This is a genomic window from Streptomyces sp. NPDC017056 (genome assembly GCF_044332485.1).
Taxonomy (GTDB): Bacteria; Actinomycetota; Actinomycetes; order Streptomycetales; family Streptomycetaceae; genus Streptomyces.
In genome coordinates, this window is record NZ_JBIRPD010000021.1 from 83123 (window position 1) to 101289 (window position 18167).

Consider the following 18167-nt stretch of genomic DNA (forward strand, 5'->3'; position numbering starts at 1 on the left):
CCTCGGCAGGCCGTCCGCCGAACGCTTCAGCCGGAGAGCGCCGGAACCCAGCCCGGGAGCGGTTCCACGCGGTCCAGCCAGTCCTGGGGCGGGGTGCCGCCACCGGCGGCGACGATCCCGCCGACGATGGCGCAGGTGGTGTCCACGTCCCCGCCCGCCTGGGCGGTGGCCCAGAAGGCTCCCTCGAAGTCTCCGAGGTGGCGTGCGGCCGCCCACAGCGCGAACGGCACCGTGTCGTGGGCACTGGTCCGGCGCCCGCAGCCCAGTACGGCGGCGACCGTGCCGGGATTCCCGTAGTCGAGCATGTCCCTGGCACGCCGCAGCCCGGCCTGTACGGCGCTGCGCGGGATCAGCCCCAGCACGCCGTCCAGCAGCGCTTCGGGCCCGGTCGTACGGCCGGGAGCGGCGGCCAGCGCGGCGGCCGCGGCCACCGCCATCGCCCCGACCACCGCTTCGCGGTGCTGGTGGGTGGTGTAGGCGGAGATCTCCGCCTGGTGCGTCGCCTGCTCGGGGTCGTCGCCGTACCAGGCGCCGAGCGGCGCGATGCGCATGGCCGCGCCGTTACCCCAGGAGCCCTGGCCGTTGAAGAGCGCCGAGGCCAGCTCGCGCCAGTCGCCGCCTTCCCTGACCAGCCGGAGCATACGGTTCACGGCCGGGCCGTAGCCGCGGTCGAAGTCGTGGTGGTCGGCGAAGGACCGGGCGAGCGCGTCCTGGTCGATGCGGCCGTGACGTGCGAGTACGGCCAGTACGGAGCAGGCCATCTCGGTGTCGTCGGTCCACTGCCACGGTGCGGGCGGCAGTTCGCGGCGCTTGAGGGCGGGGTAGTTGGCGGGAACGAAGAACTGGGAGCCGAGGGCATCGCCCAGGGAAAGTCCGCGCAGGCTCGTAAGGGCCCGCTCGAAGCGGTCTGCGTCACGGTGGTCGGCGCTCATCGGTGTGCACTCTAACCGGTGATGCCGTACGACTCCGGTTCACACCAGTGCTCGAACGGCCGGTCCAGCGCATACCGGCCGTCCGGGCCCAGGAGCAGCGAGCGCCACTCCGCGTTGCCCGGATTGGACAGGGACTCGAATTCGGCCACGGTCCAGTGGAACCACCGCATGCAGAAGAGCCGCATGGTCAGGCCGTGCGTGACGATCAGGACGTTGGGCGGGTGGCCCGGGTCTTCGAAGCTGCGCCACAGGCTCTCCAGGAACGCGCCGACGCGGTCGTACACATCGGCGCCGGACTCGCCCTGGGCGAAGCGGTAGAAGAAGTGGCCGTAGGCGTCGCGGTAGACCTTCTGCAGCCGCACGTCCTCCCGGTCCTGCCAGTTTCCCCAGTCCTGCTCGCGCAGCCGGGGCTCCTCGCGGACCCGGACCCGGTCCATGTCCAGGCCCAGGGCGCGGAACGTCTGGTGCGTGCGCCGGTACGGCGAGACGTACGCGGAGACCCGCTCTTCGCCGAAGAGCGCACGCAGCGACCCGCCCGCCTCCTCGGCCTGGCGCAGCCCGTCCTTCGTCAGGCTCAGCGCGTGGTCGGGCTCCCGTTCGTAGACGGTGTCGTCTGTGTTCCCCTCCGATTCTCCGTGGCGGATGAGGACGATGCGTCGGGGCCGTGCCATGCCGCCACCCTAAAACGGTTGCCCTGTACATGCCTCATCCCCCGTCTTCCGCCTCCGCAGCCACTCCCGTCCCGTCACTCTGCGCCTACAACGCCCCCTCCCCGGTCACCGAACGTCGAACACCGGCCGCCCGGCCCGTATCTCGCACCGGCGGCCGCGGAAGCGCCTGCCGAGCAGCCGGTCGTGCGAGACGACGACCAGCGCGCCGGGCCAGGCGGCCAGCGCCTCGTCCAGTTCCTCCACGAGGCCGAGCGCCAGGTGGTTGGCCGGCTCGTCCAGGAGCAGGAGGTCGGCGGGGCGGGCCAGCAACCGCGCCAGGGCCAGCCGGCGCCGCTGACCGGCGGAGAGGGCTCCCACCGGCACCCGCAGATCCCCCTCCCTGAACAGACCGAACGACAGGAGAAGTTCGGTGAGCTCCTCCGGGTCTTCGGCCAGGCCCCGGCCGAAGGCCGACAGCAGCCGCTCCCCCGGCCGGGACACCGGTATCTCCTGAGCCAAATACCCGATGCGCCCACGCCGCGCGACCGCACCCGCGTCGGGCTGCTGCACGCCCGCCAGGACCCGCAGTAGGGTGCTCTTCCCCGCGCCGTTGTCGCCTTGGACCAGCACCCGCTCCCCCGCCGCAACGGTCAGCGAGTCCACCGCCAGCCGCGACCCCACGCGCACCCCGTCCAGCTCGACGAGCGTGCCCTCGGTGCCCCCGGAGGCCGGCGCGGCACGGAAGCGGAGCGGCTCCGGCGGCCGGGGCACCGGGTCGGCGCGCAGCCGCCGCAGCCGCTCCTGCGCGTTGCGCACGCGGCCGGCCACCGACGACTGGACCCGCCCTGCGGCCCGGTCGTACGCCATTTTGTTGTTGTCCTTGATCGCCCGGCCCTGGGCGACGTGGTGTGCCGCTCCCGCCGCGAAGTCCGTCAGCCGCTCCGTCTCGGCGCGCCACTGTTCGTACTCCGCCTCCCAGCGGCGGCGGGCCGCGGTCTTGGCCGCGACGAAGGTGCCGTATCCACCGCCGTACCGGACGACGGTGCGCCGGTCGGCGTCGACCTCGACTATCGCGTCCGCCACGCGCTGCAGGAAGAGGCGGTCGTGCGAGACCGCGAGGACCGTTCCGCGGTGGGCCGACAGCGCGCCTTCCAGCCAGTCCAGCGCTGCCGCGTCGAGGTGATTGGTCGGCTCGTCCAGCAGCATCACCTCGGGCGAAGCGGCGATCAGGCAGGCCAGCCCGAGCCGTGCCTGCTCCCCGCCGGACAGGCTGCCGAACGGGCGGTCCCGCTCGACGTGCCCCACCCCCAGGCCGTACAGCGCCTTGTCGACCCGCGCATCGGCCTCGTAGCCGCCACGCAGCTCGTAGACGCCGAGCAGCCGGCCGTACTCCTCCATGTCCTCCGGTCTGCCGTCGCCGAGGCGCGTCTCCAAGTCGCGCAGTCTGCGCTCCATGGCCCGTATCTCCGCGAGCGCCTCGTCCACGGCCTCCTGGATCGTGCAGTCGGCGGGCGCGTCGGGCACCTGGCCGAGGTAGCCCGTCCCGCCGTCGGCGGTCAGCACGACGCGTCCGCCGTCCGGCTGCTCCAGGCCCGCGACGACACGCAGCAGCGTCGACTTGCCGGCGCCGTTCTCCCCCACGATCCCGACCCGGTCGCCGGGGCGTATCGACAGGGAGATCCCGTCCAGCAGAAGCCGGTCGCCGTAGGACTTGGACACCTCGTGAAGCGCGATCTGAGTGGTGGCCATGCGGACCTCCCGGGGCAGTGACGCGGCTTGACACCGCAATCAAACGCTACGCTTGTTGCATTACGTCGATGATGGCACACGCCGACGACCTAACGCAACAGGAGTAGCAATTGTCTGGTGACCTGGGACCTTCCGCACCGACCGCCGATGCCCGCCCGCCGGGCCCCGGCACCCGCCGCCCGGGCGGCCGGACCGCCCGCACCCGCGCCGCCGTCCGCGACGCCGTGCTGGCCGGGCTGACCGAACACGGCTACCCCGGCCTGTCCGTCGAGTACGTCGCGGAGCGTTCGGGAGTCCACAAGACGACGCTCTACCGCCGCTGGGGCAGCCTCGAAGGGCTGCTGGCCGACACGCTCGACCTGGCCGGCGAGGACGACTGGACGCCGCCCGACACCGGATCGCTGGAGGGTGACCTGCGCGCACTCGCCCATGAGGTGGTGGAGTCGTTCCGCGACCCGGCGATGTTGGCCTCCAGTTCCGCGATCATCGCGGCCGCTTTCCAGTCACAGCAGGCCGCCGACGCGCTGCGCGCCTTCTACGCCGAACGTTTCAGGCGCTGCGAGGCCATCGCCCGGCGCGCGGTCGAACGCGGCGAAATCCCGGGCATCCGGGAGGGGGGTATCGACGCGGGAGCACTGGTGCGCGCCGTCTCCGCGCCGCTCTACTTCCGGCTCTTCGTCACGCGCGAGCCGGTCGACGGACACAGCGCCGACCAGGCCGCCGCCGCGGCCCTGGCGGCCGCACGTGCCGGAGCGTTCACCCGGCCGGAAAACGCCGCGCCTACCGGGGCGTGACAGCGGCGCCACCGGAAGCCGGGGCAGCCGACGTGCCCCGTCACGCCCCCAGGGCCGTGTCGGGGCACGCGCCCGTCACACCGTCCACGACGGTTCGAGGTCGGCCACATCCCCCGTCACGGCCCGCACGTCGGCCTCCGTCTGCGCCCGCAGCGCCAGCCGCTCCACCCGCTCCGGCCGGTACTTGCCCCGCTCGGCAGCCGACTCCCACATGGACAGGATCAGGAACTCCTCCCCGGGGGCCCGCCCCACCAGGCCGCGCAGCATCCCGGGAGACCCGGCCATGGCCGGATTCCACACCTTCTCCTGCATGAGCGTGAAGTGCTCGACGCGGTCGGCGCGCACCTGGCAGTGGGCGATCCGCAGCACGTCGGCGTCCGCGAACACGGGTTTGAAGCCCACCTTCACGTCGAGTTCGTACTCGAACAGGCGCACCCGGGAGTCCTTGAACGTACCCACCTGGGCCGCCGCCAGCCGGTCGTGCGAGCGCGCCATGAAGGAGTCGTAGAACGCCCTGCTCTCCCAGAAGGCGACCAGATGCGCGACCGACGGCCGCGTCCGGCTCCAACCGCCGCCCTGCCCCCGGAATCCGGGTTCGCCGAGCAGCCCCGCCCATTTCCGCTGCCCCCGTTCGAACCCCCGGCGGTCCACGACCGTGCATCTAATCCACTTGACCAGCACCGCGCCATGGTACGGCCAGGGAAGGCCGGAACTCACCGCCCGCCACGGACCGGCCTCCGCGAACTCCCCTACGGGCGCGGGTCGATGGGTGTGAACACCCCGAGCCGCGCTTCCACGGCCTCCGCCGCCTCCAGGCACAGGTCCTCCCGGCAGGCGCGGCCGATCAGCTGCACGCCGTACGGGAGCCCGTCGACCACCGCGGTCGGCACGGCCACCGCCGGCACGCCGGCGAAGCTCGTGGCCGTGCACAGGCGCATCGCCTTCTGGACGCGCGCGTGCCCCTCCTGGTCGCGCGCTTCGAGCCCCGGCTCGAAGGGCGGCTCGGTGAACACCGGGCCCAGCAACAGCGGGTAGGTGTCCAGGAATTCGGCCCACGCCCGCCGGATACCGAGCCGCAGGCCCGTCAGCCGCAGGTACGCCGGTACGTCCTTGGGCACGGCGTCCCGTGCCGCCGCCATGGACAGCTCGATGTAGCGGTGCCCGCCCTCGCCGAGGAGGTCGCGCACCACCGGCCAGGAGGGGGCGAATTCGGCCAAGGTCATACAGCCGTACACCTCCAGCGTCTCCTTCAGGCGCGGCACGTCCGGCACCTCGCACACCTCGTACCCGGCGTCGCGCAGCGCGCCCGCCGCGTCCTCGACGGCCTTGCGCACCAAGGGGTGCACGCCCTGGCCGCCCGGATCGGCGACCATCGCGACCTTCATCGGCCGCGGAACGGGCGGGCCGTACAGGGGAGCCGGTACGGCCCTCGGGTCGCGCGGGTCGGTGCCGGCCAGCGCCTCGTACGCCAGCCGCAGGTCACCGACCGTGCGTGCCAGCGGCCCGTCGACCACCAGTTCCTGGGTGGCCAGCGCCGGATCGTCCGCGCCGAGGCGGTGGTCGGCGGGGAAGCGCCCGTAGGTGGGCTTGAGCCCCGCCACACCGCAGAAGGAGGCCGGCAGGCGCACCGATCCCCCGGAGTCGTTGCCGAGGCCGATCGCCGCCATGCCGCCGGCCACCGCTGCGGCGTCGCCTCCGCTCGTGCCGCCCGGCGTCACGCGCCGCGCCCACGGGTTGGCGGTGTCGCCGTACAGCTCGCTGCGCGTGTGGACACCCGCGAGCACGAGGGTGGGCATGTTGCTGTGTCCGATCGGGACGGCACCCGCCGCGCGCAGCCGCGCCACCGGGGGCGCATCGCAGCGCGCGACGTTGTGACGGAAGCGCTCCGCGCCGTACGTGGTCGGCACCCCCTCGATGGCGGTGGTCTCCTTCACCGTGAAGGGCACCCCGGCGAGCGGCCCCGGATCCTCCCCCGCGGCCCGCCGCCGGTCCACCCCGGCCGCCGCGGCGCGCGCCCGTTCGGCGAGCAGTTGCGTGACGGCGTTGACGGCCGGATTGACCTCGGCGATCCGCTCCAGGTGGCGGTCGGTCAACTCGACGGCGCTCACCTCGCCGCTGCGCACGGCCGCCGCCTGCTCCCCGGCCGACAGCTCCCACAGCGCCTTCTGCGCTCCCACTTCGCACTCCTTCATCCCGGACGGCCGGCGGCGGGCACGGGCCCACCGCCGTGACGCCCCGCGGCCTCGCCACGCAGCGTTCCGATGCAAGTGCATCACATCGTACCCTTGTCATCGATACGAACGCATCGCATAAACGGGAGCCCCCATGCCCAAGCAGGTGGATCACGAGAGCCGCCGCCGGCAGATCGCCGAGGCCGTCTGCCGCCTCGCCGACGAACACGGCCTGGAGGGCGTCACCCTGCGCGACGTGGCGGCGCGCGCCGAGGTGTCCATGGGGGCGGTCCAGCGGTGCTTCCGCACCAAAGAGGAGATGCTGGTCTTCGCACTCGGCCACATCGGCACACGGATCGCCGCCCGTGTGTCGGCCCGGCTCACCGAGTCCCCCGCGCAGTCGGCCCGTACGGCACTCGGGCACGCGACCACCGAGATCTCGCTGCTGCGCCCCGAGCACCGCGCCGAGGCGCGCGTCTGGCTGGCCTTCGTCGCCCAGGCCGCGGTCAGCCCGCCGCTGGCCGAAATCCTGCGCGGCAACTACGCCGATCTGCACAGCCTCTTCACACGCCTCATCACGGAGGCCACCGGAACGCCGGACGCCGAGCGCGAGGCGCGCACCCTGCTCGCCCTCACCGACGGGCTCACCACGCACGTCCTGATCGGCCACCTCTCCCCCGAGGCGGCCCTGGACGCCCTAGACAGCCATCTGACGCGCCTCTGGGACGACTTGGCAGCCTGATCGTACGGGTTGACCCGACGGGCCGGGACGGCCGGCAGGTACCCCGATGGAACTCCCGTGCTACCGAAAACGTCGGAGTGGCAGTACGCGTACCAGTCCTGCCGACCGGGACGGCGTCGCCCCGACCGCCGGGGCAGGGCGTGCGGAGCGTGACACGATGGTGGTCGCCTTGCACAGCCCGGGAGTTGCAACACCGGAAGGGATCTCTGTGAGCAGCCTCAACAAAGGGATCGGCAAAGCCGAAGTGACCCTCAAGTGGGACCCGAGCCCCAACGGCACTCCGGCGAACGATCTGGACATCGTCGCCGCGACCTACACGAGGGACGACCCGCGCGGTGAGCCCGCCTACCTCGTGCACTTCGACAGCCGCTCCCCCGACGGCACCATCTTCCTCAGCAGGGACAGCCGGACCGGCCTCGGCCTGGGCACCGACGAGGCCATGACCCTGGAGCTGAAGCGGCTGGCGGACCGCTACGCGCGGGTGGTCGTCGGTGTGGCCATCCAGCAGCGCAACGGACGCAAGACATTCGGCGACATCGCCAATACCGCCGTCCGCGTCAGCGAAGGATACGAAGAACTGACCGCGGACGACTTTTCCTCGGTCGCCGGTTCCACCGCCGCGGTGATAGCGGAATTCGACCGTGACGAGTCGGGCGAATGGCGCTTCCACCGCTCCGTACGGGGATTCGACGCCGACCCGGAGACTTTCGCCACCCTCATGGGCGACTGAGCGGGCCAAAAAAGAAAACGACGGCACACGAAAACAGGGTGGGGAACCGCTTTCCGGTTCCCCACCCTGCTCACTCAGTCACCCGCGAGGGCTCCCGGATATATCAGCTGCAACCGCTGGTCGAGCCGCAGCCCTCGCACAGGTAGCAGCTGCCCGCGCGCTGCATCTTCGTGCCGCAGGAGAAGCACAGCGGCGCGTCGGCGTTGATGCCGAGCTGCATTTCCACCAGTTCGGCGTTGGTGTGCGCCTGCTTGGGGGCCGGGGCCGCGGTCTCCTCGACGATCTCGGTCGTCGAGGCGGGCTCCTTCGCCGACTCCAGGCGGCGCGGTGCCGACTGGGCCAGGCCCTCGACGTCCAGCTCCTCGTCGGTCGGCTCGTACGAACCGGTCTCCAGGTGACGCTGGCGCTCCTCGACGGAGTGGATGCCGAGCGCGGAGCGGGTCTCGAAGGGCAGGAAGTCCAGCGCCAGGCGGCGGAAGATGTAGTCGACGATCGACTGCGCCATCCGCACGTCCGGGTCGTCCGTCATGCCGGCCGGCTCGAAGCGCATGTTGGTGAACTTCGAGACGTACGTCTCCAGCGGCACGCCGTACTGGAGGCCCACCGAGACGGCGATGGAGAAGGCGTCCATCATGCCCGCGAGGGTCGAGCCCTGCTTGGACATCTTCAGGAAGACCTCGCCCAGACCGTCGTCCGGGTAGGAGTTGGCGGTCATGTAGCCCTCGGCGCCGCCGACCGTGAAGGAGGTGGTGATGCCGGGACGGCCCTTGGGCAGGCGCTTGCGTACCGGACGGTACTCGACGACCTTCTCGGCCGGCTTCTCCTCGGCCTTCTTCTCCTCCTCCTTCTTCTTGGCGGAGAGCGGCTGGCCGACCTTGCAGTTGTCGCGGTAGATCGCGAGCGCCTTCAGGCCGAGCTTCCAGCCCTCGAAGTAGACCTCCTCGACCTCTTCGACGGTGGCCGACTCGGGGAGGTTGACGGTCTTGGAGATCGCGCCGGACAGGAACGGCTGGGCCGCCGCCATCATCCGTACGTGTCCCATGGCCGAGATGGAGCGCTCGCCCATGGCGCAGTCGAAGACCTCGTAGTGGGCGGGGTCCAGGCCGGGGGCGTCGATCACGTTGCCGTTGTCGGCGATGTGGGCGACGATCGCCTCGACCTGCTCCGGCTGGTAGCCGAGCCGCTTGAGCGCCTTGGGGACCGTGTTGTTCACGATCTGCATGGAGCCGCCGCCGACCAGCTTCTTGAACTTGACCAGGGCCAGGTCCGGCTCGACACCCGTGGTGTCGCAGTCCATCATCAGGCCGATGGTGCCGGTCGGCGCGAGCACCGACGCCTGCGCGTTGCGGAAGCCGTTCTTCTCGCCGAGGCGGAGCACGTCCTGCCATGCCTCGGTGGCCGCGGCCCAGACCGGGGTGTCCAGGTCGTCCATGCGCTTGGCGGCGCCGTTGGCGTCCGAGTGCTGCTTCATGACGCGCTTGTGGGCGTCGGCGTTGCGGGCGTAGCCGTCGTACGGGCCGACGACCGCGGCCAGCTCGGCGGAGCGCCGGTAGGAGGTGCCGGTCATCAGCGAGGTGATGGCACCGGCGAGGGCGCGGCCGCCGTCCGAGTCGTACGCGTGGCCGGTGGCCATCAGCAGGGCGCCGAGGTTGGCGTAGCCGATGCCCAGCTGACGGAAGGCACGGGTGGTCTCACCGATCTTCTCGGTGGGGAAGTCCGCGAAGCAGATGGAGATGTCCATCGCGGTGATGACCAGCTCGACGACCTTCGCGAAGCGCTCGGCGTCGAACGACTGGTTGCCCTTGTCGTCGTCGCGCAGGAACTTCATCAGGTTCAGCGAGGCCAGGTTGCACGAGGAGTTGTCCAGGTGCATGTACTCGCTGCACGGGTTCGAGGCGGTGATCCGGCCCGACTCCGGCGAGGTGTGCCAGTGGTTGATCGTGTCGTCGTACTGGATGCCGGGGTCGGCGCACGCCCAGGCGGCCTCCGCCATCTTGCGGAACAGGCCCTTGGCGTCGATCTCCTCGATGACCTCGCCGTTCATCCGGCCGCGCAGGCCGAACTTCGAGCCGGTCTCGACGGCCTTCATGAACTCGTCGTTCACGCGGACCGAGTTGTTGGCGTTCTGGTACTGGACGGACGTGATGTCGTCGCCGCCCAGGTCCATGTCGAAGCCCGCGTCGCGCAGCGCGCGGACCTTCTCCTCTTCCTTCACCTTGGTCTCGATGAAGGCCTCGACGTCCGGGTGGTCCACATCCAGGACGACCATCTTGGCCGCACGGCGGGTGGCGCCGCCCGACTTGATCGTTCCGGCGGACGCGTCGGCGCCGCGCATGAAGGAGACGGGGCCCGAGGCGTTGCCGCCGGAGGACAGCAGCTCCTTGGAGGAGCGGATGCGGGAGAGGTTCAGGCCGGCACCGGAGCCGCCCTTGAAGATCATCCCCTCTTCCTTGTACCAGTCCAGGATCGAGTCCATGGAGTCGTCGACGGAGAGGATGAAGCACGCGCTGACCTGCTGCGGCTGCTTCGTGCCGACGTTGAACCACACCGGGGAGTTGAAGCTGAAGACCTGGTGGAGCAGGGCGTACGCCAGCTCGTGCTCGAAGATCTCGGCGTCCGCCGGGGAGGCGAAGTAGTTGTTGTCCTCACCGGACTGGCGGTAGGTCTTCACGACCCGGTCGATGAGCTGCTTGAGGCTCGACTCCCGGGTGTCGGAGCCCACCGCGCCGCGGAAGTACTTGCTCGTGACGATGTTGACCGCGTTCACCGACCAGAACTCGGGGAACTCGACGCCACGCTGCTCGAAGTTGACCGAGCCGTCGCGCCAGTTGGTCATGACGACGTCACGGCGCTCCCACGCCACCTCGTCGTACGGATGCACGCCGGGAGTCGTGTGGATGCGCTCGATACGCAGACCCTTGCTCGCCTTGCTGCCCTTGGCGCGGGAGCCTCGTGCCGGGCCGCTCGTCGTCTCTGTCATTCCGCCTCCCTGTACGGGCAAACGCCCATATGTGCGCACTTTCTTCCCGTGGCACGGTGTGTTCTGTCTGGAACCAGGGCGCCTGCACGTTGCCCTGGTCAGGTCTGTGATGTGCCGATCTCAGTCGGCGGCGGTGGCGGGCACGGGGACCGCCGGGTGACCGGCGCCCCCTTCGCACCCGCACTCCCGCGCGGGCGGTCCCTGCTCACGCTGCTCCCGCAGCTCGGCGATGGCCGCCTCGAAGTCCTCAAGCGAGTCGAAAGCCCGGTAGACGCTCGCGAAACGCAGGTACGCGACGAGGTCGAGCTCCTGCAGCGGGCCCAGTATGGCCAGCCCGACGTCATGGGTGGACAGCTCGGCGCTGCCGGTGGCGCGCACCGCTTCCTCGACCCGCTGGCCCAGCTTGGCGAGGGCGTCCTCGGTGACCGGCCGGCCCTGGCACGCCTTGCGCACCCCGGCGATGACCTTGTTGCGGCTGAAGGGCTCGGTGACCCCGCTCCGCTTGATCACCATCAGTGACGCCGTCTCGATGGTCGTGAAACGGCGGGAGCAGTCCGGGCACTGGCGGCGCCGGCGGATCGAGGTGCCGTCATCGGTGGTGCGGCTGTCGACCACCCGGCTGTCGGGGTGTCTGCAGAAGGGGCAATGCATGAATTCACCCTCCTCACCCTCGAAAATTACGGTCGTACGCCCATGGTCCCGGCGTACGGCTGATGAGCCCCGGACGGCCCTCACGGGCCCCTCGGAGCAGCCCCAAGCATAGGCGATCCACGGAGTCCCGAAAGACACAGCCACCACTACTTCTAGGTGGCCGCAGTCATCAAAGCACTACATGTGGTGTTGGGTGGCTATCCGCACACCCAGCGTGTCGCGGTGCCGCGCGGCCGGGCCGGCCGCTCGAAGGGCCGCCGACGAGGGTACGGGACGAGCCCCGGAAGCGGGTCCGGCGGGGCGGGGATGGCAGAATCGGACGCGTCGCGGCGGCCGTCCGACCGGATGGCCCGGAGCGCTGCGCCCGGCCATAAGCTCGCGGCGAAGAGTACCGCAATGACCCGAATTGCCTTTCGGCTATACACCTCAGCCCGTGATCAGGTCAGCTAATCCGGAAATTTTCACTCGAACGTGTGTTTGGCGCAACCTTTCGAAAGCAACTACCGTTGGCTAACTAGGGAGCACATTCCGAGAGGGGCCGACGTGACCACCACCGCAGACAGCGCCACCATCACCGCCCAGAGCCACTCCCAGAGCCGATTCGAGCCGACCCGGAAACCGCCGATGGACGACGCAATGACCCCCGAGGGGCAGAAGCCAGCCCGCTCACTGCCCGGCCGTCCTCCAGGCATCCGCGCCGACAGTTCGGGCCTCACCGACCGGCAGCGCCGGGTCATCGAGGTCATCCGGGATTCCGTCCAGCGCCGCGGCTACCCGCCGTCCATGCGCGAGATCGGCCAGGCGGTGGGGCTGTCCAGCACCTCTTCCGTCGCCCACCAGCTCATGGCTCTGGAGCGCAAGGGATTCCTGCGCCGCGACCCGCACCGCCCCCGGGCGTACGAGGTCCGCGGCTCCGACCAGCCGAGCAGCGCGCCGACCGACACGGCCGGCAAACCCGCCGCCTCGTACGTCCCCCTGGTGGGCCGGATCGCCGCCGGCGGCCCGATCCTCGCCGAGGAGTCGGTCGAGGACGTCTTCCCGCTGCCCCGGCAGCTGGTCGGTGACGGCGAGCTGTTCGTCTTGAAGGTCGTCGGCGACTCGATGGTCGAGGCCGCGATCTGCGACGGCGACTGGGTCACGGTGCGCCGCCAGCCCGTGGCGGAGAACGGCGACATCGTGGCGGCGATGCTGGACGGCGAGGCAACGGTCAAGCGCTTCAAGCGCGAGGACGGCCACGTGTGGCTGCTCCCGCACAACGCGGCGTACCAGCCGATCCCCGGCGACGAGGCCACGATCCTCGGCAAGGTGGTGGCCGTGCTGCGGCGCGTCTGACCCACCCCACGACCGAACCCCGGGACCACTGCGCCGGTCCCGGGGTTTGGGGTGTTCAGGGGCTGTTACGCCCCGTCCGTCGCCTTGGCTGCCGCGTCGATGGCGGCCAGGGAGCGGCGGACCTGATTACGGTCGGTGGTGTACCAGAACTCCGGCATGGACTTGCGGAGGAACGAGCCGTAGCGGGCGCGCTCGACGCGGGGGTCCAGGACGGCCACGACGCCGCGGTCGCCCGTGGCGCGGACCAGGCGGCCCGCCCCCTGGGCCATGAGCAGGGCGGCGTGGGTCGCCGCGACCGCCATGAAGCCGTTGCCGCCGGCTTCCTCCACGGCCTTCTGCCGGGCGCTCATCAGGGGGTCGTCGGGGCGCGGGAACGGCACCCGGTCCATGACCACCAGCTGGCAGTTCGGGCCCGGCACGTCGACGCCCTGCCACAGGGAGAGCGTCCCGAACAAGCAGGTGCGGGCGTCGGCGGCGAAGGTGCGGATCAGCTCGCCGAGGGTCTCCTCGCCCTGGAGGAGGATCGGCACGTCCAGCCGTCCGCGCAGGTTCTCGGCGGCGGCCTGGGCCGCGCGCATGGAGGAGAACAGGCCGAGGGTCCGGCCGCCGGCGGCCTCGATCAGCTCGGCCAGCTCGTCGAGCATGTCCGTACGGCTGCCCTCGCGGCCGGGCTGGGCGAGGTGCTTGGCGACGTACAGGATGCCCTGCTTGCCGTAGTCGAACGGCGAGCCGACGTCCAGGCCCTTCCACTGCGGTACGTCCTCGCCCTCCGTGCCCTCCGGGGCGAGGCCGAGCGAGGCGCCGACGCCGTTGAAGTCACCGCCCAGCTTGAGGGTGGCCGACGTGAGCACGACGGAACGGTCCGCGAAGAGCTTCTCGCGCAGCAGGCCGGAGACCGACAGGGGCGCGACGCGCAGGGACGCGCCGAAGCGGTCGTGGCGCTCGTACCAGACGACGTCGTACTCGGAGCCGTTGGCGATGCGCTCGGCGACCGCGTGGACGTTCTCCACGGAGGCGAGGGCCTGCTTGCGCACGGCGTCCTCGTCCTGGACGGACTTGTCGCGGGTCGTGCCGAGGGCCGAGATGACCGTACGGGCCGCGTCCCGCAGCGCCATCAGGCAGTAGCCGAGGTCCTCGGGGATCTCCTCCAGGCGGCCGGGCAGCGCCAGCTCCATCAGCCGCTCGAACGTCTCCGAGGCGGTCTGTAGCTGGTCGGCGGCCTTCTCGTTGACCAGCTTGGCGGCGCGCTTGACGGCCCGGTTGACCTGGCCGGGCGTGAGCTCACCGGTGGCCACGCCGGTGACGCGGGAGACCAGCTCGTGCGCCTCGTCGACGATCAGGACGTCGTGCTGGGGCAGCACCGGTGCGCCCTCGATGGCGTCGATGGCCAGGAGGGCGTGATTGGTGACGATCACGTCGGCGAGCTTGGCGCGCTCGCGGGCCGCCTCGGCGAAGCACTCCGCACCGTACGCGCACTTCGAGGCGCCCAGGCACTCGCGCGAGGAGACCGAGACCTGGCCCCAGGCCCGGTCGGAGACGCCGGGAGTGAGGTCGTCGCGGTCACCGGTCTCGGTCTCGTCGGCCCAGTCACGCAGCCGCAGCAGGTCCTTGCCCAGCTTGCTGGTCGGCGTCGCGTGCTCGAAGGGGTCGAAGAGGCCCTCCTCCTCTTCCTGGGGGACGCCCTCGTGCAGGCGGTGCAGGCAGACGTAATTGGAGCGGCCCTTGAGCATGGCGAACTCGGGACGGCGGCGCAGCTGCGGATGCAGGGCGTCGACCGTGCGCGGCAGGTCGCGCTCGACCAGCTGGCGCTGGAGCGCGAGCGTGGCCGTGGCGACGACCACACGGTCGCCGTGGGCCAGCGCCGGCACCAGATAGCCGAGGGACTTTCCGGTGCCGGTGCCGGCCTGCACGAGCAGGTGGGAACCGTCGTCGACCGCTTCGGCGACGGCTTCGGCCATGGCGATCTGGCCGGGGCGCTCGGTGCCGCCGACAGCGGTGACGGCGGCGTGCAGCAGATCGGGGAGGGAGGGCTTCGTCATAGCGTTGCCACCCTACGCGGGCCCACTGACAATCTTCCCGGTCATGGGTGATGGAGGGGGTTGGGCACGGTGCCGTGTACGGCGGCATGCGGGCGCTGGGCGCGGTCGCGGTAGCCGTCCAGGTGCAGACGGTTGCGGTTCAGGCACAGCCGGGCGATGCGCGGGGCGAGCAGGTCGAAGGTCTCGTGGCGTTTCTTCAGGTGCGGGAAGCGCCCTTGGTGACGCAGGATCTCCGCCCGTACGAGGGACCAGAACTCGCCCTCCGGGACCGCCAGTTGTTCCTCGCAGAGCGGGGCGAGGTAGCGGAAGACCCCCACGAAGAGACCGGAATGGATGAACTGGGTCAGGAAGTCCGGTGGTTCGGTGAGCAGCACCGCGCGCACGTCCTCGGGCATGGTGGCGTGCTCGGGCAGCCGCTCGGCGCTGGTGTTGACGTCGTCGACGAAGTCCTTGACCGCGAGGCGGGTGGGGACGTCCTGCTGGTCGAAGACGACGATGGCGTTCTCGCCGTGCGGGGAGAAGACCGTGCCGTACTGGTAGAGGAAGTGCAGCAGCGGCGGCAGCAGGGCGGCGAAGAGGTGGCGCAGCCAGACCCGGGGGGCCAGGCCGGAGCGCTGGACCAGCTCGGCCGTTAAGGCGCGCCCGTGCGGGTCGGTCTGGAGGAGTGCGGCCAGGGTACGGGCACGCTCGCCCGGGTCCAGGTGGCGGCTGACCGGCTCGCGCCAGATACAGCCCAGCAGTTCCCTGTACTGGTACGGGACGCCCGGCAGCCGGTCGTACAGCGGGTGTTCGACGGTGACGGACGCGGTTTCGCCGAGCAGGACCACCCGGGTCTCGTCGCGCAGGTACGGGTCGGCGTCGCGCAGGCCGTGTACCCAGGCGGTGACGGCGGGGGCGGCGATGGTGCGTTCGGTCGGCAGGCCGCGCCAGACCAGGGTGTTGAGGACGGAGAGCGGGAGTTTGACCGTACGGGCCCGGGGGCGGCTGGTGTTGAGGAAGGTGCGGATGGACTGCTGCGGCAGGCGCAGGTCGTTGTCAGTGGTGAGTGCGACGATGGATTTGTCGGCGAGCTGGGGGGCGAAGAGGGGCGCGATGGTCTCGTCCCACTGCCAGGGGTGGACGGGGAGGTAGAGGTAGTCGGCGGGGTCGAGGCCCTGCGTGGAGAGGATGCGGGCGAAGGCGTCGCGGGTTTCGGGGGTGAGTTCGTCGGCGTAGAGACGATCGGGAGTGGCCAGGGAAGGGATGCCCCGGTAGACGGCCAGTCGGCGGTGCGCGGCGATCCAGGGCAGGCGCTGCGGGGTGCGGGCCTCGGGTGACCAGGCGGCGGCGTCGGTCGCGGAGAAGCCCAGGCGGCCCTTGTTGGCGACGAGCCAGGGGTGGCCGGTCTGGTGGCCTTCCAGCGCGGCGTAGTCGAGGTCGGCGAGCTGCGCGGCGCTGAGGGCCGTGGCGTCGAGGCGGACGTCGGCGGCGAGGGTGGCGGTCAGCTCGCGGATGAGGTGGCCGGTGGTGTCGCCGGACAGGCCCAGGACGGTGTCGTGGGCGTGGAAGAGAAAGTGAAGGGGGTCGCCTGTGGGGGTGATGGAGTCGGGGTCTACGCGCCAGTGACCGTACGCGCCGCGACAGGCCCGGAAGCGGTAGGTGACGTCTTCGGTGAGGCGGAGGTGGTAGGGCCGGTACTCGCCCTCGGTGTGGGTGGGTGAGGGGCCCTGCGGGGCCTGGGGTCCCGGTCCGCCGGGGTCTCCCAGCCCGCCCGGTCCGCCGGGTTCTCCCGGTCCGCCGGGTCCTTTGCGTCCGTCCGGTTGTTCCGGCCCGCTCGGTCCGCCGGGTTGCTTCGGCCCGCCCGGTCGTTGTCCCGGCCCGCCCGGCCGTTGTCCCCGGCCGCCCGGTTGTCCCGGTGCTCCCGGCTGCCCCGGGCCACCCGGTGCTCCTCGCGTCGGGGGCTCGGGGCTGGTGGTTCGGGCGCCGGGGCGGGGGGCCGGGAGCTGGACGGTGCCCGGGCCGGGGCGTGGCTCGGGAACGCGGCCGCGGCCGGGAGCGCGCTCGGGTCCGGAGCCGGGGTCCGGCCCGGGAGCGTGGCCGGAGGCCGGGTGGGTGTCGGGTTCGGGGGTGATGACTTCCTCGTACGCGAACTCCGCCAAGGTCTTGGCCAGCAGGCGGCGAGCGGCGCTGCGCCATGTGCGGTCGCTGTCGGCGTCACGTCCGGGTGCGCCGGCGCCCGGAAAGCCGTGACCTGCGGAGCCGGGGCTGCTGGAACCGGGGGTGCCGGAGCCGGGGCTGCTGGTGCCGGGACTGGCGGTGCCGGGACTGGCGGAGCCGGGGGCGGTGGTGCCGTGAGCGGGGTTATGGAGAGGTTCGGATGTATGGAGAGGTTCGGATGAAGGAGGCAAGGCGGGGCTCCTGGGGACGAGACCTGGGCAACACGGACCGTGCGAGAGGAGAGGAGATCGGGCGTGGGGACGGGCGCGAGGGGGCGGACGGCGCGGGCGGACGGAAGGGCGGAACCGGTGCGAGCGTGACGGGCGGCGAGCAGGCGTGCGCCGCCGGCGGGACGACGACGGCGGCAGGCGCGGCTGGCGGCGGTGGTCACAGCAGATGGCGGTGGGCCCGGTCGCGGACCATGAGGGCCGCGCGTTTGGCGGGCAGGTCGATCTCGTCGCAGTAACGGAACCCGGCGCTGAGGAACGCGGCGACGGAGGGGGTGTTGCGCAGGTCGGGCTCGGCGATGACCCGGCCGCACTGCGGGCGGTGGTCCAGGACCAGGTCGGCGGTGGCGCGCAGCAGTGCGGTGCCGAGGCCCCGGCCGCGGTCGGCGACGGCGCCGATCAGCAGGTGCAGTCCGGTGTCGTGCGGCCGTGCCGGGTAGTAGCGGGCGACCGGGTCCAGGTCGGCGCGGTAGACCTCCCAGTAGCTCATGGGGATGCCGGACAGGACGCCGAGGCAGGGCACGCTGCGTCCGTCGCCGTCCAGCTGGGTGCGCAGGTGGGCGGCGGTGACCTCTTCGGGCCCTGCGAGTTCCCAGAAGGCCGCGACGGCCGGGTCGTTCATCCAGCCGGAGATCAGCGACAGGTCACGGTCGAGGCGTACCGGTACGAGTTGGAAGGGCCCGGCGTGGGTGTCGGCCGGGCCCCAGTCGGCGATGTCGTCGAGCAGGAACCCGGCGCGCGGGCTGCCGGCGGGGTCCGCGGCGAGCGGCTCCGCGGGGTACGGCCCGGCGCCGAACATCGCGGTGACTTCGGGCGGGAGGTGCAGGTCGAGGGTGTCTTCGAGCGCGTCATCCGGAGAGTCTTCGCGGGGGTGGGCGAAGGTCTCCTCGGATCCTGAGCTGGTGCCGGATTCGGTGGGGGGCACGGCGGCGCTCTCTCCTTTCCGGGCCTCCTCACGAGGTCACGGTGCGGGC

13 protein-coding genes and 1 pseudogene are annotated in these 18167 nt (G+C 71.5%); 4 read left to right on the top strand and 10 right to left on the bottom strand.

Annotated features, from left to right (window positions below; genetic code table 11):
- Positions 1-26: 26 nt before the first annotated feature.
- The 3 genes from ACH4OW_RS31345 to abc-f all read right to left on the bottom strand — a co-directional run bounded on the left by ACH4OW_RS31345 (position 27) and on the right by abc-f (position 3331).
- A complete protein-coding gene (locus ACH4OW_RS31345; protein WP_398031165.1) occupies positions 27-932 on the bottom strand; it encodes an ADP-ribosylglycohydrolase family protein in 906 nt (301 codons plus the stop codon).
- An 11-nt stretch (positions 933-943) separates the two neighbouring features.
- Positions 944-1603 carry a histidine phosphatase family protein gene (locus ACH4OW_RS31350; protein ID WP_360133420.1) on the bottom strand — a complete coding sequence of 220 codons (660 nt, stop codon included), beginning with the start codon at positions 1601-1603 and terminating at the stop codon, positions 944-946.
- Between the two features lie 105 nt (positions 1604-1708).
- On the bottom strand, positions 1709-3331 hold the full coding sequence (gene abc-f, locus ACH4OW_RS31355; protein ID WP_398031167.1) for a ribosomal protection-like ABC-F family protein: 1623 nt from the start codon (positions 3329-3331) through the stop codon (positions 1709-1711).
- Positions 3332-3441: 110 nt separating this feature from the next.
- Here abc-f and ACH4OW_RS31360 point away from each other — a divergent pair, with 110 nt between their 5' ends.
- Complete coding sequence (locus ACH4OW_RS31360) at positions 3442-4125, top strand: TetR/AcrR family transcriptional regulator (protein ID WP_398031169.1); 684 nt, start codon at positions 3442-3444, stop codon at positions 4123-4125.
- Between the two features lie 75 nt (positions 4126-4200).
- On the opposite strand, the gene ACH4OW_RS31365 is transcribed toward ACH4OW_RS31360, so the two are convergent.
- Together ACH4OW_RS31365 and ACH4OW_RS31370 are read right to left on the bottom strand one after the other, a co-directional pair.
- Complete coding sequence (locus ACH4OW_RS31365; RefSeq protein WP_398031171.1) at positions 4201-4806, bottom strand: YdbC family protein; 606 nt, start codon at positions 4804-4806, stop codon at positions 4201-4203.
- 68 nt (positions 4807-4874) lie between these two features.
- Positions 4875-6302 carry an amidase gene (locus ACH4OW_RS31370; RefSeq protein WP_398031172.1) on the bottom strand — a complete coding sequence of 476 codons (1428 nt, stop codon included), beginning with the start codon at positions 6300-6302 and terminating at the stop codon, positions 4875-4877.
- A gap of 148 nt (positions 6303-6450) precedes the next feature.
- Here ACH4OW_RS31370 and ACH4OW_RS31375 point away from each other — a divergent pair, with 148 nt between their 5' ends.
- Entirely contained in the window at positions 6451-7038 is a 588-nt protein-coding gene (locus ACH4OW_RS31375) for a TetR/AcrR family transcriptional regulator (protein ID WP_398031173.1), read from the top strand.
- A 208-nt stretch (positions 7039-7246) separates the two neighbouring features.
- Positions 7247-7768, top strand: a complete 522-nt coding sequence (locus ACH4OW_RS31380; protein ID WP_398031175.1) for a TerD family protein — start codon at positions 7247-7249, stop codon at positions 7766-7768.
- A 103-nt stretch (positions 7769-7871) separates the two neighbouring features.
- Here the strand turns inward: ACH4OW_RS31380 and ACH4OW_RS31385 are convergent, their stop codons facing one another.
- Both ACH4OW_RS31385 and nrdR read right to left on the bottom strand, forming a co-directional pair.
- Positions 7872-10748 carry a vitamin B12-dependent ribonucleotide reductase gene (locus ACH4OW_RS31385; RefSeq protein WP_360133400.1) on the bottom strand — a complete coding sequence of 959 codons (2877 nt, stop codon included), beginning with the start codon at positions 10746-10748 and terminating at the stop codon, positions 7872-7874.
- A gap of 120 nt (positions 10749-10868) precedes the next feature.
- Positions 10869-11399 carry a transcriptional regulator NrdR gene (gene nrdR / locus ACH4OW_RS31390; RefSeq protein WP_030679420.1) on the bottom strand — a complete coding sequence of 177 codons (531 nt, stop codon included), beginning with the start codon at positions 11397-11399 and terminating at the stop codon, positions 10869-10871.
- Positions 11400-11942: 543 nt separating this feature from the next.
- Between nrdR and lexA the strand changes: the two genes are divergently transcribed.
- Positions 11943-12731, top strand: coding sequence for a transcriptional repressor LexA (gene lexA, locus ACH4OW_RS31395; protein WP_360133396.1), 789 nt, complete (start codon positions 11943-11945; stop codon positions 12729-12731).
- A 65-nt stretch (positions 12732-12796) separates the two neighbouring features.
- On the opposite strand, the gene ACH4OW_RS31400 is transcribed toward lexA, so the two are convergent.
- The 3 genes and pseudogenes from ACH4OW_RS31400 to ACH4OW_RS31410 all read right to left on the bottom strand — a co-directional run bounded on the left by ACH4OW_RS31400 (position 12797) and on the right by ACH4OW_RS31410 (position 18118).
- Positions 12797-14770 (bottom strand): ATP-dependent DNA helicase, encoded by a 1974-nt coding sequence (locus tag ACH4OW_RS31400; RefSeq protein ID WP_398031176.1) that lies wholly within the window; start codon positions 14768-14770, stop codon positions 12797-12799.
- Positions 14771-14811: 41 nt separating this feature from the next.
- Positions 14812-16497, bottom strand: a pseudogene (locus ACH4OW_RS31405) (IucA/IucC family protein); the annotation flags it as partial.
- A gap of 856 nt (positions 16498-17353) precedes the next feature.
- Positions 17354-18118, bottom strand: coding sequence for a GNAT family N-acetyltransferase (locus tag ACH4OW_RS31410; RefSeq protein WP_398031178.1), 765 nt, complete (start codon positions 18116-18118; stop codon positions 17354-17356).
- Between the last annotated feature and the right edge of the window lie 49 nt (positions 18119-18167).